The organism is Lactobacillus psittaci DSM 15354, from assembly GCF_000425905.1.
GTDB lineage: Bacteria > Bacillota > Bacilli > Lactobacillales > Lactobacillaceae > Lactobacillus > Lactobacillus psittaci.
In genome coordinates this window covers 1-22,489 of sequence record NZ_AUEI01000016.1, presented here as the reverse complement: position 1 = coordinate 22,489, position 22,489 = coordinate 1, and the positions used below count along the sequence as shown (strand labels likewise).

The 22,489-nt window shown below is 33.7% G+C and carries 21 protein-coding genes, 1 tRNA gene, 1 pseudogene and 1 riboswitch; of the genes and pseudogenes, 4 read left to right on the top strand and 19 right to left on the bottom strand.

Going from position 1 to position 22,489, the window contains the following annotated elements; genetic code table 11:
* The 3 genes and pseudogenes from H628_RS07270 to H628_RS0104085 form a co-directional block, all read right to left on the bottom strand.
* Positions 1 to 263: pseudogene (locus tag H628_RS07270) on the bottom strand (Rpn family recombination-promoting nuclease/putative transposase); the annotation flags it as partial.
* A gap of 86 nt (positions 264 to 349) precedes the next feature.
* A complete protein-coding gene (locus H628_RS0104090; RefSeq protein WP_027825328.1) occupies positions 350 to 1,279 on the bottom strand; it encodes a helix-turn-helix transcriptional regulator in 930 nt (309 codons plus the stop codon).
* 50 nt (positions 1,280 to 1,329) lie between these two features.
* Positions 1,330 to 2,796 (bottom strand): MFS transporter, encoded by a 1,467-nt coding sequence (locus H628_RS0104085; RefSeq protein WP_027825327.1) that lies wholly within the window; start codon positions 2,794 to 2,796, stop codon positions 1,330 to 1,332.
* Positions 2,797 to 2,882: 86 nt separating this feature from the next.
* Positions 2,883 to 2,972: riboswitch (TPP riboswitch) on the top strand.
* A gap of 31 nt (positions 2,973 to 3,003) precedes the next feature.
* On the opposite strand from H628_RS0104085, the gene H628_RS0104080 reads away from it, so the two are divergent.
* On the top strand, positions 3,004 to 4,380 hold the full coding sequence (locus tag H628_RS0104080) for an ABC transporter ATP-binding protein (protein WP_027825326.1): 1,377 nt from the start codon (positions 3,004 to 3,006) through the stop codon (positions 4,378 to 4,380).
* Positions 4,370 to 5,041: a CbiQ family ECF transporter T component gene (locus H628_RS0104075; protein ID WP_027825325.1), complete on the top strand. Its 672-nt coding sequence runs from the start codon at positions 4,370 to 4,372 to the stop codon at positions 5,039 to 5,041. Before H628_RS0104080 ends, H628_RS0104075 begins: the two co-directional genes overlap by 11 nt.
* Here H628_RS0104075 and H628_RS0104070 read toward each other — a convergent pair.
* From H628_RS0104070 to yycF, 16 genes are all read right to left on the bottom strand, one after another.
* Positions 5,032 to 5,733, bottom strand: a complete 702-nt coding sequence (locus H628_RS0104070) for a hypothetical protein (protein WP_027825324.1) — start codon at positions 5,731 to 5,733, stop codon at positions 5,032 to 5,034. The two genes, H628_RS0104075 and H628_RS0104070, sit on opposite strands and share 10 nt — an antisense overlap.
* Positions 5,734 to 5,880: 147 nt before the next feature.
* Positions 5,881 to 6,762, bottom strand: a complete 882-nt coding sequence (locus H628_RS0104065; protein WP_027825323.1) for an Rpn family recombination-promoting nuclease/putative transposase — start codon at positions 6,760 to 6,762, stop codon at positions 5,881 to 5,883.
* Between the two features lie 141 nt (positions 6,763 to 6,903).
* Complete coding sequence (locus H628_RS0104060) at positions 6,904 to 7,680, bottom strand: ABC transporter permease (protein ID WP_027825322.1); 777 nt, start codon at positions 7,678 to 7,680, stop codon at positions 6,904 to 6,906.
* A gap of 4 nt (positions 7,681 to 7,684) precedes the next feature.
* Positions 7,685 to 8,455 (bottom strand): ABC transporter permease, encoded by a 771-nt coding sequence (locus tag H628_RS0104055; RefSeq protein WP_027825321.1) that lies wholly within the window; start codon positions 8,453 to 8,455, stop codon positions 7,685 to 7,687.
* Positions 8,445 to 9,395 (bottom strand): ABC transporter ATP-binding protein, encoded by a 951-nt coding sequence (locus H628_RS0104050; protein ID WP_027825320.1) that lies wholly within the window; start codon positions 9,393 to 9,395, stop codon positions 8,445 to 8,447. The genes H628_RS0104055 and H628_RS0104050 overlap by 11 nt, the downstream gene beginning before the upstream one ends.
* A gap of 114 nt (positions 9,396 to 9,509) precedes the next feature.
* Positions 9,510 to 10,226, bottom strand: coding sequence for an ABC transporter permease (locus H628_RS0104045; RefSeq protein ID WP_027825319.1), 717 nt, complete (start codon positions 10,224 to 10,226; stop codon positions 9,510 to 9,512).
* Positions 10,226 to 10,963 carry an ABC transporter permease gene (locus tag H628_RS0104040; protein WP_027825318.1) on the bottom strand — a complete coding sequence of 246 codons (738 nt, stop codon included), beginning with the start codon at positions 10,961 to 10,963 and terminating at the stop codon, positions 10,226 to 10,228. Before H628_RS0104040 ends, H628_RS0104045 begins: the two co-directional genes overlap by 1 nt.
* Before the next feature lie 2 nt (positions 10,964 to 10,965).
* Positions 10,966 to 11,733 (bottom strand): ABC transporter ATP-binding protein, encoded by a 768-nt coding sequence (locus tag H628_RS0104035; protein WP_027825317.1) that lies wholly within the window; start codon positions 11,731 to 11,733, stop codon positions 10,966 to 10,968.
* Positions 11,733 to 13,619, bottom strand: coding sequence for an endonuclease MutS2 (locus tag H628_RS0104030; RefSeq protein WP_027825316.1), 1,887 nt, complete (start codon positions 13,617 to 13,619; stop codon positions 11,733 to 11,735). The genes H628_RS0104035 and H628_RS0104030 overlap by 1 nt, the downstream gene beginning before the upstream one ends.
* Before the next feature lie 161 nt (positions 13,620 to 13,780).
* On the bottom strand, positions 13,781 to 14,260 hold the full coding sequence (gene rlmH, locus H628_RS0104025) for a 23S rRNA (pseudouridine(1915)-N(3))-methyltransferase RlmH (RefSeq protein WP_006587545.1): 480 nt from the start codon (positions 14,258 to 14,260) through the stop codon (positions 13,781 to 13,783).
* Positions 14,261 to 14,734: 474 nt separating this feature from the next.
* Positions 14,735 to 15,985, bottom strand: coding sequence for a S1C family serine protease (locus H628_RS0104020; RefSeq protein ID WP_027825315.1), 1,251 nt, complete (start codon positions 15,983 to 15,985; stop codon positions 14,735 to 14,737).
* 76 nt (positions 15,986 to 16,061) lie between these two features.
* A complete protein-coding gene (locus tag H628_RS0104015) occupies positions 16,062 to 16,856 on the bottom strand; it encodes an MBL fold metallo-hydrolase (RefSeq protein WP_027825314.1) in 795 nt (264 codons plus the stop codon).
* A 10-nt stretch (positions 16,857 to 16,866) separates the two neighbouring features.
* A complete protein-coding gene (locus tag H628_RS0104010; RefSeq protein ID WP_027825313.1) occupies positions 16,867 to 17,691 on the bottom strand; it encodes a two-component system regulatory protein YycI in 825 nt (274 codons plus the stop codon).
* A complete protein-coding gene (locus H628_RS0104005) occupies positions 17,672 to 19,051 on the bottom strand; it encodes a hypothetical protein (protein ID WP_027825312.1) in 1,380 nt (459 codons plus the stop codon). Before H628_RS0104005 ends, H628_RS0104010 begins: the two co-directional genes overlap by 20 nt.
* Positions 19,041 to 20,900 (bottom strand): cell wall metabolism sensor histidine kinase WalK, encoded by a 1,860-nt coding sequence (gene walK, locus H628_RS0104000; RefSeq protein ID WP_027825311.1) that lies wholly within the window; start codon positions 20,898 to 20,900, stop codon positions 19,041 to 19,043. The genes H628_RS0104005 and walK overlap by 11 nt, the downstream gene beginning before the upstream one ends.
* 43 nt (positions 20,901 to 20,943) lie before the next feature.
* Positions 20,944 to 21,657 (bottom strand): response regulator YycF, encoded by a 714-nt coding sequence (yycF, locus tag H628_RS0103995; protein WP_027825310.1) that lies wholly within the window; start codon positions 21,655 to 21,657, stop codon positions 20,944 to 20,946.
* Between the two features lie 135 nt (positions 21,658 to 21,792).
* Between yycF and H628_RS0103990 the strand changes: the two genes are divergently transcribed.
* Positions 21,793 to 21,865 (top strand) — tRNA-Lys (locus tag H628_RS0103990).
* 148 nt (positions 21,866 to 22,013) lie between these two features.
* Positions 22,014 to 22,489, top strand: a 476-nt coding sequence (locus H628_RS07265) for a hypothetical protein (RefSeq protein WP_034538275.1), incomplete at its 3' end; no start/stop codon positions are given.

Below are 22,489 nucleotides of genomic sequence, written 5' to 3'. Positions count from 1 at the left end.
ATATCATGATTATTATTTACCTGCATCTCGACGTCGTACAAGTTCCCTGCTTGGTCTTTGACTGCAATATCGAGCCTGACAGACTTACTTCGCTTGTCACTCTTTGTCCCAAGCTCTTTTTGCGCATCAATACTTTCAACTGACACCACATTCACATTCGGCAGCGCAGCTTGAATAATCGCTTTACAAAAACGTTTATTTTGCATAATACTGCCAAAAATTTCGTCATTTGTAAAGCCATAATATTTTTGGTCTTCTAGCATTTACTTTCCTCCTATATTTTTCCTTATATTTATAAATACGAAAATAAATGCCATAATTTTCTGCAAAATAAAAAGGACTCTTGGTCCTATTTCAAATTAATATTTGCTTGTCTAAATAGCTCTTCTCTCATCATAGCTGGAGTTGTGCCATAATACTGGTTAAATTTCTTGTAAAAGAAAGATTTGCTTGAATAACCTACTCTAGTTACAATATCTTGCAAAGATAAATTAGGCTGAGCTAATAGTCTCTTAGCTTCTTGCATTCTTCTTTCATCAACATGCTCCACAAAGCTCTTCCCAGTTTTTTGTTTAACAATACTTGAAAAATAATTAGTATTAAAGCCAAAATATTCAGCTGCACCTTTCAAGTTAATATCTGCAAAGTGCATATCAATATATTGATCTAGCTCAGTTCCAGCAAGTTGATTTCTTTTATTAGTTTGTCGGTTGAACGATTCCATTCTCAAGCATGAAGCTAGTAAAATCGAAAAATTAGCTATGATGATTTCTCTCATAAATAAATCTGAATTCAGATATTCATTGCAAATCAAGTCTATCAATTGACTCTCTTTCATCAATCTTGTGGTTTTAATCAATAAATATCCATTATTTTGTAAAAGTGATTGAACTTCATGAATAATTTTAGCTTCAGCATCAGCTGTTGTCGGGAGTTGTTTCAACTTATTTTCCGGATTAAAAATATGGTTAACAGCTAATTTGATAATCAAAGTTTCAGCTGTTTGATCCATAATTTCAAACTCAATACCGGGCTTAAGATAGAGAATGTTTCCACGATTTAAATTGATAACCTGTTTATTTACATTTACACTTGCAGTCCCGTTTTCTAGGAATAACCAAATTCCCTGTGACAAATAGCGATGAATTCCACCATTATGATTTTCAAGATAAATTGCAAAATCATTTCCGGCATTCTTAGATTTTAACCTAATTTCATTTTTATCATCTGCTCTTTTTAACATGCCTTTTAAATATTCGCCTAAAGCTAAAATTGCCATTTTAATCACCACCTACTTTTATTATACAAAATTATTATCAATACATAGGTTTAGATGCTTCTTTTTTCACGTTTACGAGCATAAATTCCAATTCCGAGTGAAGCAATGATTAAAATTGCTGCGACAATCATAATTTCATGAATTCCCTGATATAAAATTGCCCGCATTTGTGGTAATAAATCGTGGGGTAAATTCATATTAGTTTTTGCATCAGACAAGTGATTTAGCATGTTAATACTAATTTTGCCATGACTACTTTTTACCCCTCTGAACAAGGCTGAATTCATAATTAAGCCAAAGACACTAGCAGCTACTGCAGAAGCAATCATTCTAATTAAGAATGAGAATGAAGTAGCAACTGGAACATCTTTTTTCTCAACATCCTGTTGCACTTTAACTTGTAATTCGTTAAAAACAATCCCATTACCAACACCTTGAAACATTCCCGCTACTATAATTAGTAAATATGGCATTGAAATTGGTCCCATCATCATAATGATATAACCAATAAGTAATGAGCCGATACCAATTAAGACTACTTGACCAGCACTCCAGTGTTCTCGCATCTTAGCCACTGAAAGTGAAGCACATAAATCAGTAAAAGCACCTGGTATTTGGGTAGCACCTCCAATAAAAGCGCTAGTAGCAAGCAAGCCTTGAGCCCACATAGGCGCATAAACACTAAAGGCCATCATTGCTGCCCAAATTAAAACAAATAAAGCAAAATCGATATTTAAATCTAAATTCTTAAAGAGTCTTCCTGGAATAACCGGGTCTTCTGCTCTTTTTTCAATAATAATTAGAAGTCCAAAGAAAATTAGGGCTGCCGCAAATAGAACAAATAAAGTTCCGAGACTTGAAGCGCCAATTAAGTCAATTCCAATTAACATTACAATCAAACCAGCGGTCAGAGTTAGCGCTCCACCTAAATCAACTTTAGACTGATTCTTATGATGTTTTTGATCAATAAAGAAGATCTGTACCAAAACAATTGAAATTAAGGCTACTGGGATATTTAAATAAAATACCCACCGCCATGACAAAGTATCAACTATCCAGCCACCTAACATCGGTCCCATGATAGTAGCTGAAGAATAAAAAGCACTAACTAGCCCTAAAGTTCTCATTCTCTTAGCAGGATTGGGATATAAATCAGAATAAATAATATAAGGAATTGAAACCATTCCTCCATTACCCAAACCACAAATTAAACGTGCTAACAATAAGACAAACATATTAGGAGCTAGTCCTTGAAATAAGGCACCTAATAAAAAGGTAGATGCTGCTAGTTGGTAGGCAATTTTATTACTAGTCCGTTCACCTAGTTTGCTCCAAAGTGGGGTTGCAACGGCTGTTCCCAGCAAAAATACACTAACCATCCAGCCCATATATTCTATCCCCTTAAGATCTGCAATGATTCGGGGCAGGGCAGTATTAATAATAGTATTGTCTAGTCCTGACATTGCATTAGATAATAGCAAAGCCATGGTGACAATAATTGTTCTTTTCTTGTCCATACTAACTCTCTTTTCAACGTGTTTTAATTAACTATACAACGTTCGTAAACAATTGAATAGACACTGACAGTATTTTTATATATAATCAAGACGTTTAGGGGTGCCGTTAGGCTGAGATGATACCCATTGAACCTGGTCTAGGTAATGCTAGTGAAGGGAAAATGACTTGTGATTACTAATGCCACCTCTAGGAAGGTGGTTTTTCTTTTGCAATCAATTTCTATATCAGATTTAAACTTTGCTTATGATGAGCAAGTAATTATCAAGAATCTATCTGCGAATTTTACTCCTGACAAACTCCATCTATTAATCGGTGAAAATGGAGCTGGTAAATCAACGTTACTCAAAATTATAGCTGGCTTATTACCTAAATTTGGTGGAAAGCTTAGTGGCAATATCACAACTAATTTAAAAGCCAGTATGATGTTTCAAGATCCTGAACTTCAATTTGCTCTACCTACAGCTTATGATGAGTTGATTTTCACATTGGAAAATATCGGCGTTTCACGTGAAACTTATAAAAATAAAATCACAGAATCAGCTCAATTTACTGGTATCACTTCGTTACTTAAACGACCGCTAAATCAGCTTTCAGGTGGCGAAAAGCAAAAAGTTGCTTTAGCTATTTTATTAGCAATGGACAGTGACTTACTTTTACTTGATGAGCCTTTTGCAAGCTGTGACTTAGCTAGCAGAAAAAGCATCTTACTTAAACTAAAACAATTAGTTAAAGCTGGAAAAACTGTGATTATTGTTGACCACGATTTACCAGATTATGAAACTCTAGCAGCCGAAATTTGGCTATTTGAAAATAAGCAGCTCCATCACTTAACTAGTAATGAAAGAGCTAGTTTATTTCATCACTTAAAGCAACCCATTAATGCGAATTTTGCCTTACCTAAAGAGCAAAATTCACTCTTTACTTTTTCCAATACCGTTATTAAACACAAGCTTCCTTTAATTGAAGTATCGAATCAAGCTATCTATCAAGGAAAAATCACCTTACTTACAGGAGAAAATGGAGCAGGCAAAACTACCTTATTTAAGACTTTAACTAAAATGCATCCCTACACTGGAAACTTAACTTACCAAACAAAAGAAGTTAAAAAATGGCGCTTAAAGCATTATTTGTCACATGTTGCTCAAGTCTTTCAAGAAACTAACAATCAGTTCTTAGAAATTACTGTCAAAGAAGAGCTGGCTTTAAGTCAAAAAGCACAAGTAAATCCTTATTTTACTCCAGAAAAATTAACTGAAGTTTTAGACACATTAGGATTAAACAAGTTATTAAATCATAGCGTCTATACCTTATCTGGTGGTCAAAAAAAGAAGCTGCAAATTCTATTAATGCTCTTAAGTAATCATGAGGTCTTGCTCTTAGATGAACCTCTTGCTGGGCTTGATTCTTCTTCGCGAGCAATCATTATTAATTTACTAGCTGAGGTGCAAAAACAAACAAAGCAAACCTTTGTAATTATTAGTCACCAAATTTCTGAACTTGCACCAATTTGTGACTACCATTTAGTTTTAGCTAAAAAAGATTTAACTTATATCCAAAATGGAGGTGAAAGTCTTGAATCCTAGTTTTAAATTCTTACTTTTATTAATTATTGCGCTAGTTATATCAGCAACTAACTCAGTTGAATTAAACTTAATTGTTATCTTCGCTTGCTTTATTTATTTAGTAAAGTATCGCTTACAGTTAAGCCAATTTTTCAAGCTTTTACTTTATCCTGCCTTAGCTGCGATTTCCGTTTTCGTTACGGTTGGGTACTTTAGTAAAAGCTCCATCTATGATGCCACTAGCTTAGCTAGCAGAATTTATGTCTACGTCTTTACCGGAGCAGCTTTAACTTTAACAACCGATATGACTACTCTTGCCAGATCATTTGAACAAAATCTCCACCTACCTGCTAAATTTGCTTACGGCTTTTTGGCTGCGGTTAATATTTTGCCTAAGATGAAACACCAAATTAGGCAAATTAGATATGCTGGTTTGATGAGACAATCGCCACTTTCACTTTTTTCACCAAAACTTTATTTCAAGGCGCTACTTGCTGCTTTAGCTAATTCCGAGATGCTTGCTCAAGCAATGGTATCTCATGGCTTTAGTGAAGATAAAAAAAGAAGCATCTTGCAAGTTGTGCAAGTCCGCTTCAGTGATTACCTCTGGTTTGGAGGAATTTTATTTATTTTTAGTGTATTAGTGGTTTTTAGTTATTTTGACCTTAGTTTTTACATATAATTTAAATCATCAAATTGATGTTCTGCGTACTTTTTAGCTAATTCTGGTGTCTTATAGTAAACACTTGTAACAAAATTATCACCACCGTGTGACCAAAGAAGAATCTTCATTCCATTTTCGTCATGAATTCTCCAATTATCACTACCTGAAATCAAGCCAGTCCAAGGGACTGTAGAAAGATAAGCATCTGAATTTCCACTAGCAGGTCCTGCTACAGCTGCTAACCAATTAGCTGTATGAGGATCAACTTGACTATTATCAGAATTTTCTTCATTCATCTTATTCCGATAATTTTCATCTTGTTTAAACATTGGATTGCCATTAATTGTTTTAGCGGTAATCGTTACGGTACTAATATCTGAACTATTGTAATCTCCACCATACCAAGTACCAATAAATTCTTTAGGTACATTCACATATCCCAAGCTACCATACTTAGGATCTGCACCTGTATCATTGTTATTCTTTTGTGGAGTAGCAGAGCTAGCTGAACTACTTTGTTTCTTAGCAGAAACCTTAGTAGCTTTTTTCTTAGCATGCTTAGCTTTCTTCTTACTTGAAATACTTGTCTTAGCAACATCCTTATGACTTGCTACAGAACTTTTATGGCTATTATTTACTCCAAATAAAATTGCAGCAATGATTACAATTATTGTTGCAATTATTGCATATACACCCTTTTTACTTTTCATTTTTACCCCTACTCTTTATTAAGTTATATCAAAAATTATATCACTTTTTATAACTTATAAAATTGAATAGGTACATAAGGAACTGGCTACAGCAGTTTCTTCCTTCATTCGTAGTTCTGCTGTTCTCATAAGATTTCTCTTCGTAGCTTACTTCAGATTTTGATGGATTATTTCTCTAATATCTGATTCACTGAGGTCGAAGTCTGGACCAACTGATCTCTTTATTTGCTTAAACAAGTCTGATTCATTAATCTCTGGACGCAAGTCTTGGATTGTAGCAGTTAATACTTTTACCGTATTCTGATCTTTTCTCCGTGCTTCTTGCTTGGTTCCTAATTCAATACCCTTCTCAACGCCACGTTTTTCTGCTACTGCAGTCTCTTCTTTCATTCGTAGTTCTGCTGTTCTCATAAGATTTCTCCTTTTTGGATCATCGTTATACTCTTGTATTTGTGTTTGAATTTCTTTAAAAACTCCTGTTGACTCTATTTTATCATCGTTCATCAACTTTTGGAGATTTAACAAATTGGCGTCATAGCTTCCGCTACCTTTAGAATTGATAATAATATTTTCAGCATTATTTTGCAGCTGAATGCTCTTATCTTCATCATCATACAAGTGAAAACTATACCGTAGCTTTTTCCTGCCAAACGGATCAAATGCACATAAGAATATCAGATAAGTGCGCGATAGCGAAGTATACGGCTCGCCTCGATCCAAAGTATCTCTATCCATTGACGACTGATAATATCGCATCCTTGGCCCAATGTCGTGATTATTGTTTACTTGCACCTCGACATCGTAGAAGTTCCCTGCTTGGTCTTTGACTGCGATATCAAGACGAACTGACTTACTCGATTTATCACTCTTAGTACCCAATTCTTTTTGGGCATCGATACTTTCAACTGAAACCACATTTACATCCGGCAGCGCAGCTTGAATAATCGCCTTACAAAAACGTTTATTTTGCATAATACTGCCAAAGATTTCATCATTTGTGAAGCCATAGAATTTGTTATCATCTAACATCTCTTTTCCTCCTAATTTTTGCGTACAATATAAAATACGAAAAAACAGAGGATTTTATTCAGGGAAATAAAAAAGCGGTGAGATTATTCTCAACCGCTATTTTTGGCTCTATAATTTTTCTGTTGATAGTTTGTTTAAACTTTAACTACCCGTACTTTGATAGTTATTGATAAAAATGTTCCAAAGTTTATAAATAATAACAAAATAAACAATTGAAATTAAAGGAATTATCAATACCCAATACATTTCATGGTAGGTTGCGACTCTTTCTAATGGAAATGAAGCCACCCAACCAACTGGAAGAATAAAAGTTAAAATAATTTTTAATGGTGCTGAATAAATTGCTAATGGATACTTACTTAATTCAAATAAGTCAAAAGTTATTTCTGCTAAATCTGATAATCCATTTGAAAATAGCGAAACAACATTTCCTAGTAAAGCAATGCTCATAAAAATCAGCGAGGTAAAAAATGAGATAAAGATCAGCATCAAAATAATATACCAAGCATAATGAAGTTTGAGACTAACTGTAATCAATAATACAAAAGATACTAATAAATCTCCCCAAGCATCTTCATCAGCTCTTTGATTAATTAATTGGAATAAAGGATTAATGGGTTTAACCAAAATCGTATCTAAATTTCCCTTATTAATAAATTCCGCTAAATTCAAAGTATTGATAAAGAAGCAGCGAAAGATAGAAAAAGAAAAGGTAGATAGTGAATAAGTTAAAAGCAAATCATCATAGGTAAAGCCTTTAATTTTGGGAACAATGTTAAATAGGAAGCTCAAAGCAACTAAATTCAACACATTTTGAATCATCATACCAAAAATTCCAAAATAGAAATCAAGGTCATAAACGGCCAGAGACTTTAGATTAATTTTTAAATATGCCTTAGCTAATTTTAAATACCTCATTGCTCTAACCTCCCTGGATAACGATTGATTTAATTGAATGCTTCATCATTAACTTATAGACAATGCGAAAAATCACAATATAAATAAGTTGCATGGTAATTACATTCCAAAAATTGCCCCAATTATTATTTTCGATTACCATCCCTACTGAACCAAAAGAATACTGAAACGGTAAGACTTCCGCAATTTTTCTAATGATTGCTGGATAATAATTTAAGGGGAATAAATTTCCTGAAAAGATTAGCAAAATAGCTGATTTTAAGGTGGTTATGCCCCAAATGCTATAAGTATAAAAAGAAAATGCTCCTAAAATTAGCTCAAGTTCAAAATATAAAATATAAGCTAAAATCATCGTGATTAACACCATCAATAGACTAAATATAGTGAAAACCGTTGGTGTTAATAAGAAGTAGATAATAATTTCTACAAAGCCAATCACAATTATTTTTGCAATTGAGAAGCCTACGCCTTCCCAGAATAGTTTGGTTGATAAAGACATGGGTTTAAGCAAAGTCAGAGAAATATCTCCTGACTGCACTTCATCATTTAAATCATAGCTACTCTTTGGAAAGATAAGACTCATAAATTGCATCAAAACCAAATAACTAATAGTTTGTTTGAAAACGACATCTGGTTTTCCTATTAAAACTGCTTTCCATAAAAAGTACTGCACCGTAATTGTAATTAGGGCTGAAACCAAATAAAACATCAAAGCATATTTAGAAGAAAAGCCTTTTTTCATACCTGTCCGCATTAACATCATTCTAGCTTTCATGAATAGTACCTCGTTTGGCTATTTGTTCCAATAAATACTCTAATTTCAAGCGCTTAACTTCAATATGCTCAATATTAATCTTTTGCGTAATTAAGCTAAGAATTCCTTTTACATCATCCTTTTTTATGTTTTCAACTTTATAGCGTTCTTTGGAAACGACTTGAATATTTTTAATTATTTGTGAGATTTTTTCGAAACTATCTGGGCTAGAAAATTCGATTGTTGTCGGTGCATCTGTATCTTCTAAGGCCTTCACGCCTTCATCAAAGACCTTTACACCCTTATTTAAGATGACAACTCTTGAGCAGACTTTTTCAACTTCATCTAAATCATGTGAAGTGAAGATAATCGTTTTATCATGCAAAGTATTCAAAAACTTCACAATACTATTTTTCGTTACAATATCTAACCCAATTGTTGGTTCATCTAAGATAATCAAATCCGGATTATGAATTAAGGCAGCAATAATTTCTGCTTTCATTCTCTGTCCCAAGCTTAGTGTTCTAACTGGTTGATGTAAGAATTCTTCAGCATCCAGTAACTTAACTAATTTTGCAAGTCTTTCTTCAAACACAGCTTGCGGAATTTTATAAATTTCTCGATTTAATAAAAAGGTATCCATGGGTGGTAAATCCCATCTTAATTGACTTCTTTGACCAAAAACGATTCCAATTTTCATCGCATTTTCTTGGCGGTATTTAATTGGATCACGGCCAAAAGTTGTAATTTCACCTTGACTTGGTTTCAAGATACCTAAAATCATTTTAATTAAAGTGGATTTACCTGATCCATTCAAACCAACTAAGCCGATATGTTCATTCAGCTTAATATCTAAATTAATATTATTGACAGCTAAAACTTCATGATATTTCTTTTTAAAAAGGCCTTTAGACTCAATCTTACGATATCTCTTGACAATATCTTTTGCGCTAATAATCATTGCTTACTCTCCATTCTGAAGCATTCCAAGAAATTGTAGATGTTATAGCATTAAAATTAATATTTTTAATATCCGCTCTTATTATCCAAATCTCTTACCTTTTTTATCTAGTCTCTACTGCTTTCTTACATACCAATTATGATAAAGTCGCATCCCACCAGCTAAAATAAACCAAAATCCCAGCTTAAAAAGCGTAACTGCCAAAGCCTGATTAAAACAACTCCCAACTAAAATCCAATCAAGTAAATCACTAACAGGAAAGACTTCTGCTACTACCCTTAGCCAAGTTGGATACTGACTCACAGGAATAATCACTCCAGCTACAAGTACCAAACTAGCAGTTGCAATATTAGTTAGCCAATATGGATTTTCTTTTTGATCACCGGCAAGCGCACATATATAAGCTAACAAACTAGCAAAAACAATCATAATTAAAAATGCACTAGCCAATTTTCCTGCATAAGCTAACATCCCCATACTAGTTAAAGCAATAAAGGCTAACACTAATAGCTCTACTGCTGCAGCTACACTAGCAATCATAATCTTGGGTAACCAATACTGGCTAAACTTGGGCTTAATGGAAATAATTTCTTCACTAGTACCAACATTTTGGTCATAACAATATGAACCGGTAATAATCCCAATCATCGTAATGATTGCTGTTGTAACTAAACTTCCAATTAACACTCGACGAAAGTCTTGTTCAGTACCATAAATAATCAATAAAAACATGACAAGGGACACAACTGGCAAAATCAAATAATTAACAATAATGGTTCGCAAATTTTCAAAATCACCAATTGTTGAAAAAGTAACTTTATAATTTTCCATTAGAATACCCCCAATCTATTTTCTTTGAAGGCTCGTTTAATAACGACTTCGGTTAGTATTTTGGAGATATAGACAAAAAATATAGTTACTAAAAGATAAGTAAGAATAAGTTCTAAATTTATTTTTTCTTGATATATCAGCTTAATTGGCAAAGTCAATGGACTTAGCATTTGCACTGGTTTCAAATATGGCAAGGCAAAACTTGGAATTGTTAACAAACCTGATAAAAGCAAGATGGGAGTTAAGACTAATTCTTCATAGGCCATCGCATTTCGAGTTAAGATGAAAAGCAAACTAATAAAATAACTCAAAACTGTTGCAGTCAGCCATAAAATTACAATCCCTAGCCCAAGAATCCAACTTAAATTAGCTACTGGCATCCCTAACACTAAAGCTAAAACACCAGCTAAGGGAAAAGCAACTAAGCCATAAATTGCTGCTGGCGACAGCGTTGCAAGTAAAACTAGCTCGCGGCTAATTCCTGAATTTAATAAATACGGCAAAGTTCCTTGCCATCTTTGATAAGCTAGAGCACCGGCACTAGTTGTACAAGAAGCCCAGGTTCCCATAATTCCAGCAATCAGCCATTCCTGCCCAGTATAAGTTTGATTCACATAATGGGCTAAATACTGATATAACTCCATTGTTGCTGTAGTTGTAATTACCAACATAACAAAATAACTATTTTTAACATACAGTTTGAGCTGGAATTTAACTAAATTAATGAAGCGAAGCATCTTTACAGCCCCCTCTTCAACTTAGGTGCAATTGCTAAGTAGGCTTTTTCTAAGCTAGTGTTAGCATCAACTCCAGCAAATTCTTTAATCTGATCATTATTACCACTAAAGACTAGTTTTCCCCCACCAATTAAATGAATTGTATCTGCTAAAGTTTCAATATCAGCCATATCATGACTAGTTAAAATAATTCCATGACCTGCTTCTTTTAAACTTTTAATCAGCTCTCTAACCGTATAAACAGATTCCACATCTAAACCAGCAGTCGGCTCATCTAACATTAGAATTTCAGGTTGATTAACTAATCCGCGAGCAATATGCAATCTTTGCATCATCCCTTTAGAAAAAGAGCCAACATACTTATCTTTAACATCAAGTAAGTTAACAATTTCTAAGGCATTCAAGACATTATTTTTAATGTCTTTTTCTTTAACATTAAGTAGCCTTGCAAAAAAGGCCAAATTATCATAGGCAGAAGCTGAGTTATAAAATCCGCGATCTCCACCAAAGACAACTCCCATCTTTTGGCGTGCCTCTCGAGGTTTTTGTGCTAAATTTAAGCCCATGATTTCAATTTCGCCATTAGTAGGAACTAAATACCCTGAAATAGACCTAATTAAGGTAGTTTTCCCTGCTCCATTAGGCCCGACAAAGGAAATCACCTCACCTTTATGAAGGATAAAGCTAATTCCATCTATAGCTTTGAAGATTGTTTTATTTTTTCCTTTGAAGTAGCGTTTAATATTTTGTACAGCTAAAAGTTCATTCATTATTTTCCACTCTCTATCCCTGTTACTCTTTGCTTATTTAATGTTTTAAAAGCTTTTTTCGAACCGCGATTTAAATCACGATTAAACTTATAATCTTGATAATCTTTGATAAACAATAAATCCAAATTATAACCTTCAGGATATAAGTTTTTGGCTTGTCGCAATAATTTCACTCGTTTCAGCGGTACAGTTACAAATTCTTTATCTACAAAAACTTCAATTTCATCCTTAAACTGAATTTTTTGATAAAAAATACCTTCTTTCTTTAAATTACTTAAATAAACAATATCTCCCTTAGCTAGTGAAACATTATGATATTTACTTTTATTTTTTTCATGAAAAATAATTTTACTTGCTTTTAAAGGATATTTACCAGTTTGTAATATTTTTTTAGCTTCTGTGATTACTTTTTTATTAATTCCTACTTTTTCAGCTATCCAGAGAGCACGTGAATCGCCAACTTCATTCATTTTCAAACGATATGTAGGTTGTAAAGTTGTCAAATCAAAATCCATTGATGCAGTTATAAAGTTAGCTTGCTTATTTGCATAATCCTTTATTGCGCTATAGTGAGTAGTAGCAATAACTATACTGCCAGAATTAATTAATTCACTTAAACTAGCGATTGCTATCGCGGCTCCTTCATTAGGATCGGTTCCTGAACCAATTTCATCAAGTAAAATTAAGCTCCTTTTTCCTGCTTTTTGCAAAATATTACTTAAGGTTGTCATTTCGGCAGAAAAAGTAGATAAAGAATTATCTAAATTTTGATGATCTCCAATACTAATAAATATATCTTTAACAATTGGAATATTGCATGGCTTACTACTTGGTAAAAATAAACCAATTTCTGTCATCAAGATACTTAATCCAACTGTTTTTAAACTGACAGTCTTTCCGCCGGCATTAGGACCCGTTATCATCAGTCCTCTTATCTGATTAGTTAAAGCTAGCGAAAGCGGAACTGGATGTTGTATCAAAGGATGACGTATTTCATGCAAAACCAATTCTTGCTTTTCATTCAATTGTGGTCTTTTCGCTGAAAACTCAACCGAAAATTGCCCCCTTGCTAAGATGAAGTCTATTTCATTAATTATTGCGAGATTAGTTCTAAGCGCTTGTAAATCTTCAAATATCCTAGCTGTTAATAAACCTAAAATCTGTTCTTCAATTAATGTTATCTGCCCTTCAATCACAAGTACTTGTGAAACTAAATTGCTAACTTTTGCAGGTTCAATATAGAAAGTTTTTCCATTAGCTGACTTACTTATAATCTGACCTGCAATTTTAGATTTAAAGCTAGCTTTAACAGCTATCGTCCAATGTCCTTCTTTTTTAAAGGGAATGTAGTCTTGTAAATACTGCTCATAATTTTTATTTTTAAGAAAATCTGACAAGTAGTTTTTTATTTTTTCTTTTAATTCGAGATTTTTTCTACGCAGTCTGCCTAAGTCATAGCCTGCATTGTCACTTACAATTCCATGCTCAATTTTGCTATAAATTTCATTTTCTAGGTTAGTTAATTCTACTAAATCACTAGCAATCAACGTTAAATTAGGCGCCAACATTTTTCTTTTATAAAAATATCGTTTTATCAATAAATTGACACGTAAGAAGTCAGCAATCGCTTCTAATTCAGTTGCATCTAAACTAATTCCCTTTTCAACTTTTTTAAGTAAGTGCTCAATATTTTCACTACCTGCAAATGGAATATGTTCCCGCAAATTTAGCAATTTTACCGCTTCTTCAGTCTGAGTTAACAGAACTTCAACGGTTTTAATATTAGTTAACGGTTCAATATTTAATATGCGCTTTTTAGCTTCACTTGTTCTAGCATAGCTAGCTAATTTATTTTTTACTTGATCAAATTGTAAATCTTGATCCATATAATTCTAATTCCCTTCAATTATCAAAATACTTCCCTTCTTCTGTAAATTTTTAAAAGCAATCATATGACATGTACCTCTATTAAATATAATTTTTAATAATTATAATATATTTTTCATCTTTTGCAAACAAAAAAGCCTGATTTTCATCAAGCTTCTTTCTACTTATGATATGGACTCCCTGAATTAATCATGAAGGCCCGATATATTTGTTCAGTCAATACTAATCTCATTAACTGGTGTGGCATAGTTAGTTTTCCAAAACTCAACAAGTCATCAGCTCTTTTATTCACAGCTGGACTTGTTCCTAAACTCCCACCAATTACAAAGGTAATATCAGAATGGCCATAAGTACCCAAGTCTGCAATCTCCTTAGCTAATTCTTCACTAGCACGCTCGCGTCCTTTAATCGCCGTCACAATCACATATTCTTTATCTTTAATCTTGCTAAGGATTTTTTCTCCTTCCACTTCCTTAACATGTTCTTGTTCAGCTTCACTCATGTTTTCCGGAGCTTTTTCATCAGGAACTTCGACAATCTTAAACTTAGCAAATCGACTCAATCTTTTGGCATATTCTGCTATACCATCTTTAAAATACTTTTCTTTTAGTTTTCCAACACATACTATCTTAATATTCATAACTATTATTCTACCCTTTTTCCCCCACAATCTACAAGTATTCCACAGTTATTATCCACAGGTGTGGAAAAGTGATTTCTAGATATTGGGGTTCACTAGTTTTCCTCCCTACGTTTTGCGGGAACACAATTTCAAAAAAAATTTTTAAATTTATTTTCTAACATTTTAGCTGTGTAAAAGTCTAATCACAAATCATCGCTCATAAATGCTGTTATATCAGCGTGAACAGCTGTTTTAACTTAAATTTACTGGATTTTATTCACTACTTTTCAACAGTTTTTCCACACAAAAGATTCTCTTTTTTACTGCTTTATCCACAATTCACAGCTTTATCCACAGTTACCCACAGGCCTGTGTTTTTTTTCTGTGACTTGACAAGTTAAAAAAGCGAACCTAAATCCGTTTCACAGTTTTTTTATTAAGAAAAAACCGGTAAAGTGCATTACATCGCACCTTACCGGTTAATTCCTTGGCTTAATCTGCTTTTAGCGTAACATCTAAATTAATTGTCTTACCATTTCTATTCACGGTAACAGTTACTTTATCGCCAACTTTATGAGCATATAAAATTTGGTGGAGTGAAACAACGTCATCAACACTCTTGCCATTTACCTTAGTAATGATATCGCCACTCTTCATCCCTGCAGCACTAGCAGCACTATTTTTAGTGACGCTTGCTACATAGATACCATTTTTCAAATTAGTCTTTATTCCTAATTGCTCCTTGTAAGCACTATTTAACTCATTAAGAGCAATTACTTTTACACCTAATTGTGGCCGAGTCACTTTACCAGATTTGACTAATTGATTAATGATTGTAACTACTTCATTAGAAGGAATTGCAAAGCCCATTCCTTCTACACTTGTACCATCACTAGTTTGGGATAATTTCATCGAATTAATACCAATTACTTGACCCGCAGAGTTAACAAGGGCACCACCAGAGTTACCAGGGTTAATTGCCGCATCAGTTTGAATTACGGTTTGCTGGTTAGAAGAAGTAGTAATTGTTCTACTTGGGGCTGAAATAATTCCTTGAGTTACCGATGAAGCATATTCACTACCCATTGGTGAACCTACAGCAATTACAGTTTGTCCAGTAGTTAAGTTCTTTGAATTACCAAATTCCGCTGTTTGGGTTACATACCTAGCATCAATTGAAAGAACTGCTAAGTCACTAGTCGAATCAGTCCCTACAACCTTGGCATCAACAGTCTTACCACTTGATAAGACTACTTGAACTTTATTCGCACCCTTAATTACGTGATTATTGGTTACAATATAGCCTTTGCCATTACTCTTGAGGTAAACTACCCCAGACCCTTCTGAATAAACGCTATATTTACTACTTGAACTAGAACTTGAGGAAGAATCGTCATCACTATTGCCAAACAAGTCAAACAAGCTACTGCTACTCTTTTGAGAAGATGTTTTCTTCAAGTTAATAACTGAAACAACTGCGCCTTTAACCTTATTGTAAGCAGCGGTCATAGTTCCACTATTTTTGGCACTAGTAGCAGAAATCTTAGAGCTTGAACTAGAGATGCTAGCTTGATTAGTTGCAGAACCGGTGTAATTGGCGACTTGCTCTAGGCCGTAGTAAGAAACACCCCCACCAAGTAATCCGGCAACGACACCAACAATAGCTACTTTTGTCAAAAATTTATTTTGTCTTTTTTGTTCAACTTGTCGCTTCATTTGTTGAGTTTGATTTTCTTCGACCATACTTATACCCCCTTATTGTTATTACTATTTTAATCAATCTTTTTGAATATTATATGAACTTTTTATGCAAAAATTGCTAAATACTTACCAATTCTGTTGGATGATCTGGATAAGTATCGATGATTTTTAAATCTGGTAAATCAATTTGATGTTGCTGGAGATAATTTACCAAATTTTGATGCGCAAGTTCCAAGCTATTATTATGCTGAGAACGGTGCGCCAAATAGACTCTTTTAGTTCTTTTAGATAAAATTTCACCTAAAACACTACTTGCTTGATCATTTGATAAATGACCATAATCTGACAAGATTCTCGCTTTTAATTGCCAAGAATATGGACCATCTCGTAACATCTGATTGTCATAATTATATTCCATTAAATAGGCATCGCAATCTTTAATTACTTGAATCACCTTTTTAGAAACATAACCTGTATCAGTCAAAAATGCCATCTTCTTTCCCGCGCTTTTAAAAACGTAATATTGTGGCTGGGCCGCATCATGACTAGTCGCAAAAGCTCTGACAGTTAAATCATCAAAACTTTTTTCTTCACCAGGTTCAATCGTATTAATTTGTTCAACTGGTAACTTTCCAATTTTATTTTCTTTAATCAAGTAGTCCCAGGTACCGGAATTGGCATATGCATTCAATCTTGGATAACGCCGCATTAAAATTCCTAACCCTTTACTATGATCAGAATGATCATGACTTAAAAAAGCTAAGTCAATTTCGTTGATATCAACACCAACTTGACTTAGCAATTCCTTGATTTTTTTACCAGAAAGTCCTGCATCCATTAAAATCTTATGATGCTTAGTCTCAATTAAACTGGTATTCCCAGTTGAACCGCTTGCTAAAACGGAAACTTTCACATTCTTCACCTTAACTATTTGAATTAGAATAAGAACTCGTTTGAATAACTTGACCTGTAAAAGCATTAATATGCTTTATGGCCGTAGTTTTACTTGTTTTGTTTTGAATTTCTACTACCCAAGTTGGTAGTAAAATTATACTCTTTCTGACTTCAGTTAAACGAGTATATTCAAGTTTAATCCATAATACTTTGGAATTATTGGTTAATTCCCGATAGATATACAGATTTTGAATTGCCTTCCAAGCAGAAATAGTAGATTGCAATTCACGCACATTCGAGAGCTTACCTAAATAAGTCTGCTCATACCCAATAATTTGATTTTTTTTAACCTTTATCGTTAATTGGGCCGAATTATCATAGACTTGTCCAAATTTTGAATTTTGAACGAAAACATAATTATTGTTATCAGATAAAACTGAAGCATATTCATATTCACTACCAAACGGTACATAATGAGTATTATTTTTGAAGGCCTTAACTTCACTCAAGGCTTCGTCACTGTCTTTACTGAGAGTTACTGGCTTTTGCAAGGTAGCATAAAAAGTTTGATCATTAGTAGAATATGATGAGTTAATATTGCGTAAATCTTTGATATTCTTAAAATAATTTTGGTCACTAGCTGCTAAGTAATAACCAGACTTAGTATCATCAGATAAATGGCTTGGCAAATCAATATTATCTGCCTTAATTTCATCACTAATACTCAAAGTCTTGCTAGGATTAGTTCCACTACCACTTAATTGAATCGGCGTTCTCCAAATTTCGATTCCCAAGAAAATACTAATTGCAAAGAAGATTACAAAAAACAACCACTCAATTCTTCGATGGTCCAACTTCGTTTCCCCCTTTCAATGGCAATGTTGCGTTATTTTTATTGTGCTGATATTTAGCTAAATTGGCATTTTGCCATTCTGAAAGTGACATCCAGTGATTATAAATTTTAATGTAATAAGTAGGCTCTAAATCTACTAAATTATCATGATCATTGTCTCTAACTAACTCAAAACCAACAGTCATTTGCTCAATATCTTTCCTAGGAATTCCCTTATTTTGTAATACTTTAAAGACATCATCAGTTTTGGGAACAGTCCTGGTGCGTCCATCAAAGGGGATTGGAATTTGTAAGTTAGTGGAGTTAAACTTAATCGTTAAATTATCACCAGCATAATGTATTTTAATTTGCGGTCCATGTGTCTTAATAAAGACGGGGTACCCTTCAATATAGTTAGTGTAATAAACAGAATTATTAAAAGCATCAAAGAAGCGAAGATCTTGTTCAACCAATCCTAACTTATGAACATAGCTAACACTATCACTTAAGCGTACATTTGCAACAGGAATTTTTGTATTACGGTAATAGTTAGTATACGTGTAGTTATGATAATTATTACTTGAAGCTTTAGGCACTTCTAGGTGATCATAAAGACCAGAGCTATAACTGGTAGTATCACCTATAGTTTTTGAAGTTACACCACTAGTTCCTAATAAACGGGAAACAAAGTATGAATCAGATTGATTCGTAATCAAATAGCTAAAAATTTTAACTTTTTGAGCTTGAGAATAAGAAATAGCATAGCCTTCTTTAACTTTAATTAATTTGACCTGAATAGCACTTTCAGCAGCTTTAGCATATTTAATCAAAGAGCTGAAGTCTGCCTTTTTCAACTTAATTTCATACATCTGCCGGGTATCATCATTTCCAGCGTAAATTATATTTCTATTTTTATTTTTAGTTTTTGCCACAAAAATTCGATTAAACTCTGAATTTAAATAGCTCTTTTTTATATGATTTGAAAAAATTCCAAAGGTAATCTGATCTGGATATGATAACTGGAGAAAACGAGTATTATTCATATACTGATTATATTTACGCTTATTTTTAAATACAGGCGTTACTTTTTGAATTTCGGAACTATTAAATTCTCTAGAAAAAACTAATGGTAAGTTCTTGTCAGAATCATATAATTGGTACAGCTTATTATTTTTATAACCCAAAACTTCAGTCGGTACATATGCATCTTTTAATGATTTAGTCAATCTAACATGTGTATTAGTTGCAGTATTGGGTTTGGTCAAACTGCTGAAGCGGCGATCACTGGTCAAAATAAAAATCCACAAAACTACTGAAGTAACAACTACTAATATAGTTGCAATGTGTAAAGCAACATCAAGTATATGATTTTTAGACTTCATCCCAGTCATCCTCCTCACTCATTGGTTCAAATGGTAATGAAATATAAAAAGTAGATCCTTTACCTTCAGCACTATCAGCCCAAATGTGCCCCTTGTGAGCTTCGACGATTTCTTTAGCAATCGCTAACCCTAGACCAGTACCACCTTGTTCACGAGAACGAGCTTTATCAACTCGATAAAAGCGATCAAAGATTTTGCTTAAATCTTTCCGCGGAATTCCTAACCCTTGATCAGAAATACTTAAAACTACCTGATTTTGTGTTTGATTCAAGGCAACAGTAATCACACCACCATCAGGAGAGTACTTAATCGCGTTATTCATAATATTATCGATTACTTGCATCATTTTATCAGTATCAATTTCAACCCAAAGATCTTGTTGCTTGAGGTCACGCTTGATTGAATATTTCTTATGGGTTTTACCATCTTTTTCAGCATCTTTTTTGACAATCATATCAAAGCGGTTCAAAACGTGGCTAACAAAGTCATTCAAGTTAACCCATTCCAAATCCATCTTAGCAACACCACGATCCATTCTTGACAATGACAAGAGGTCGTTAATCATCCGGATCATTCGCTCAGTTTCTTCTTGAGTAACTTGCAAGAAATGTGGTGCAATTGAAGGATCCTTCCATGCACCATCGTTTAAAGCTTCAATATAAGCACGCAAGCTAGTTAAAGGTGTCCGCAATTCGTGAGAAACATTAGAAACGAATTGACGTTGTTCATTTTCATTCTTTTGTTGCTCAGTCACATCATGCAAAACACAAACCGCCCCTGAAACAAAGCCCGTTACTCTTCTAATTAATGAAAAGTTAGCATGCAAAATCATTTCATTATGAGTAGCTTTATTCACTGTAATCATCATTTCTTGCTGATTACCGATTAATTCTTGACTACTGGTACTTTCATCTAACCCTAAAATCTTAGCGATTGGTTTATTAACAGCATCTTTTTCTTTAATATCTAAAAAGTTAAGCGCCATTTGGTTTAAGATGACCACATTACCATGTCTATCTGTCGCAATCACACCATCAGTCATATGCGACAAAACACTATCTAGACGTCTACGTTCACTTTCAGATTGCTCCTGTGAACGTTCAACTCTAATTGACAAGGTATTAAAGGCTTCAGCTAGTTGGCCTAACTCGTCATTTGAATAAACCCGTACTTGTCCTGAATAATCTCCATCTGCGACTTGCAAGGCTTGTTTACGCATTTCCTCAATTGGCTTAGTTATTGCCCGGGAAATAAAGAGTGCCAAGATTGCACTTAACAGTGATGCCGCAAAAGAAGCGGTTAAGAACATGTAGGATATATTACGCAGGTTATCAAATACTCCCTGCATACTTGCACGAACATAAATTGCTCCTACAGTCGAATTGGCACCGGTTCCAATTGTCAAAGGACTAATTTGAACCATATAATTACCATTATTAGTACTATTAGTAATCCAGGTCATCTGTCTCCCTGTTGAGGTAACCTGCTTAATTCCTGCATTTGTTGCACGTTGGCCAACCTTACTTTTATCATTCAAAGTAGAAACTGCCCTAATAACATCTTTGTTATCGACTACGATGATTTCACTAATTGTACTATTGTTATAATTACTTACAATTTGATTTAGCTGATCATCTGCTGTTTTATTATTTTTTGATAATTGATTTGCTAGAGAACTAGTAATAATTGAGGGAATCTGAATTGAAGTTTGAAAATTTTCAACCGTACTTTGTTCAAGTTGTCTGGTAAAATAAGCCCCAATTATTTCAATTGTCGCCAAAATCATCAGCATGAATACAATTGCGATTTTGGTATTGATAGAGTTAAATATATTCTTTAATTTCTTCATCTTACTACACAAAGAAAGCCACTATGCTAGTGGCTTTGAAAATTTATTCTTCATCTGGATTTTTAACATAATAACCTACACCACGACGTGTTACCAAAATCTTTGGCTTAATTGGGTTATCCTCAATCTTTTCACGTAAACGGTGAACAGTCACGTCAACAGTTCTTACATCTCCAAAATAGTCATAGCCCCATGCAGTTTGCAATAAGTGTTCACGCGTCATAACTTGACCCATGTGTTCAGCTAAATAATGCAAAAGTTCAAATTCACGGTGAGTTAATTCAATCTTCTGACCATTCTTTTCAACAATATAAGCATCAGGCATAATGATTAAATTACCGATGGTGATGTCTTTATTTTCACTGTCTACACTTTCTTCAGCCTTTTTGACAATATCACGGCGACGTAAGTTAGCCTTCACTCTGGCAACTAATTCACGGTTAGAAAATGGCTTAGTTACGTAATCGTCAGCACCCATTTCTAGACCAAGAACCTTATCAATTTCAGTATCTTTAGCTGTTACCATAATAATTGGCATGTCATGAGTTTGGCGCACTTCACGTGCAACTTCCAAACCATCCTTTTTTGGTAACATCAAATCCAAAATCATTAAATCAGGATCAATTTCATTTACTTTTTTGACGGCTTCTTCACCATCATATGCAGTGTCAACCTCGAAGCCTTCCTTGGTTAAGTTGAACTTAATAATATCGGAAATTGGCTTTTCGTCGTCAACAACAAGAATTTTCTTTGGCATCGGAAATGCCTCCTTCTATAGATACATACATTATAATTGATTTTTACAATTTTATCCAAAAAGTAACTTTTTTTCAAAAAAAGCTTGCATTTTCTTAAACATCTTGGCATAATATAAATTGCTTATTAATGACATGGGTGGTTAGCTCAGCTGGCAGAGCAACGGACTCTTAATCCGTGGGTCCAGGGTTCGATCCCCTGACCACCCACTAACTTGAACCAGGTTCTTCGGAATCTGGTTTTTTTGTACTATTTTTTGGTATTTGATTTAATCATTTTATCACTTTACAATTGCTTTCCAGGTATTATCTATGATATATTTATGAAAAATATTTTCAGTATCAAGGAGGAGTACCTATGAAGCAAGTTGCCAATAAATGCATTATTTTAGAATTAATCGTTTCAATTTTTATTGAACTCGGCTTATGGTACATCCATAGTCCTTCTATTAATATTTTTAATTTAGTTTTAACAGCTATTTTAGCTGGTTTACTTATTTCTAAACTACTAAAATTTCATTTACCTAACTTTATCGAACCATATGTTTTAACTACTAGTAATCTTTATTTTTTGACGCTACTATTCTCGAGCTTTGATATTATCAAGCATACCAACGTAGTCGGTTTTATCCTTTATCTTGTTTTATTATTTTCTATCAATATTCCAGTAGTCTTTTCTGTTAACAGGCTTACTAGTTTATGGACAAGACTTGGATATATTTTACTCATTACTTTCATCCTGCTAGCAATTCCACCTGTGACTTATCACGGAATGAATGCTGTAGAAAATACTATTTTTAACTTATCTAATGGTTTTTTAGCGCTCTTACTTTT

What these genes read in the sequence shown, in the direction of transcription:
- H628_RS0104090 (WP_027825328.1), bottom strand. Translation starts at nt 1,279, where the DNA reads ATGGCAATTTTAGCTTTAGGCGAATATTTAAAAGGCATGTTAAAAAGA.
- H628_RS0104085 (WP_027825327.1), bottom strand. Translation starts at nt 2,796, where the DNA reads ATGGACAAGAAAAGAACAATTATTGTCACCATGGCTTTGCTATTATCT.
- H628_RS0104070 (WP_027825324.1), bottom strand. Translation starts at nt 5,733, where the DNA reads ATGAAAAGTAAAAAGGGTGTATATGCAATAATTGCAACAATAATTGTA.
- H628_RS0104065 (WP_027825323.1), bottom strand. Translation starts at nt 6,762, where the DNA reads ATGTTAGATGATAACAAATTCTATGGCTTCACAAATGATGAAATCTTT.
- H628_RS0104060 (WP_027825322.1), bottom strand. Translation starts at nt 7,680, where the DNA reads ATGAGGTATTTAAAATTAGCTAAGGCATATTTAAAAATTAATCTAAAG.
- H628_RS0104055 (WP_027825321.1), bottom strand. Translation starts at nt 8,455, where the DNA reads ATGAAAGCTAGAATGATGTTAATGCGGACAGGTATGAAAAAAGGCTTT.
- H628_RS0104050 (WP_027825320.1), bottom strand. Translation starts at nt 9,395, where the DNA reads ATGATTATTAGCGCAAAAGATATTGTCAAGAGATATCGTAAGATTGAG.
- H628_RS0104045 (WP_027825319.1), bottom strand. Translation starts at nt 10,226, where the DNA reads ATGGAAAATTATAAAGTTACTTTTTCAACAATTGGTGATTTTGAAAAT.
- H628_RS0104040 (WP_027825318.1), bottom strand. Translation starts at nt 10,963, where the DNA reads ATGCTTCGCTTCATTAATTTAGTTAAATTCCAGCTCAAACTGTATGTT.
- H628_RS0104035 (WP_027825317.1), bottom strand. Translation starts at nt 11,733, where the DNA reads ATGAATGAACTTTTAGCTGTACAAAATATTAAACGCTACTTCAAAGGA.
- H628_RS0104030 (WP_027825316.1), bottom strand. Translation starts at nt 13,619, where the DNA reads ATGGATCAAGATTTACAATTTGATCAAGTAAAAAATAAATTAGCTAGC.
- rlmH (WP_006587545.1), bottom strand. Translation starts at nt 14,260, where the DNA reads ATGAATATTAAGATAGTATGTGTTGGAAAACTAAAAGAAAAGTATTTT.
- H628_RS0104020 (WP_027825315.1), bottom strand. Translation starts at nt 15,985, where the DNA reads ATGGTCGAAGAAAATCAAACTCAACAAATGAAGCGACAAGTTGAACAA.
- H628_RS0104005 (WP_027825312.1), bottom strand. Translation starts at nt 19,051, where the DNA reads ATGAAGTCTAAAAATCATATACTTGATGTTGCTTTACACATTGCAACT.
- walK (WP_027825311.1), bottom strand. Translation starts at nt 20,900, where the DNA reads ATGAAGAAATTAAAGAATATATTTAACTCTATCAATACCAAAATCGCA.
- yycF (WP_027825310.1), bottom strand. Translation starts at nt 21,657, where the DNA reads ATGCCAAAGAAAATTCTTGTTGTTGACGACGAAAAGCCAATTTCCGAT.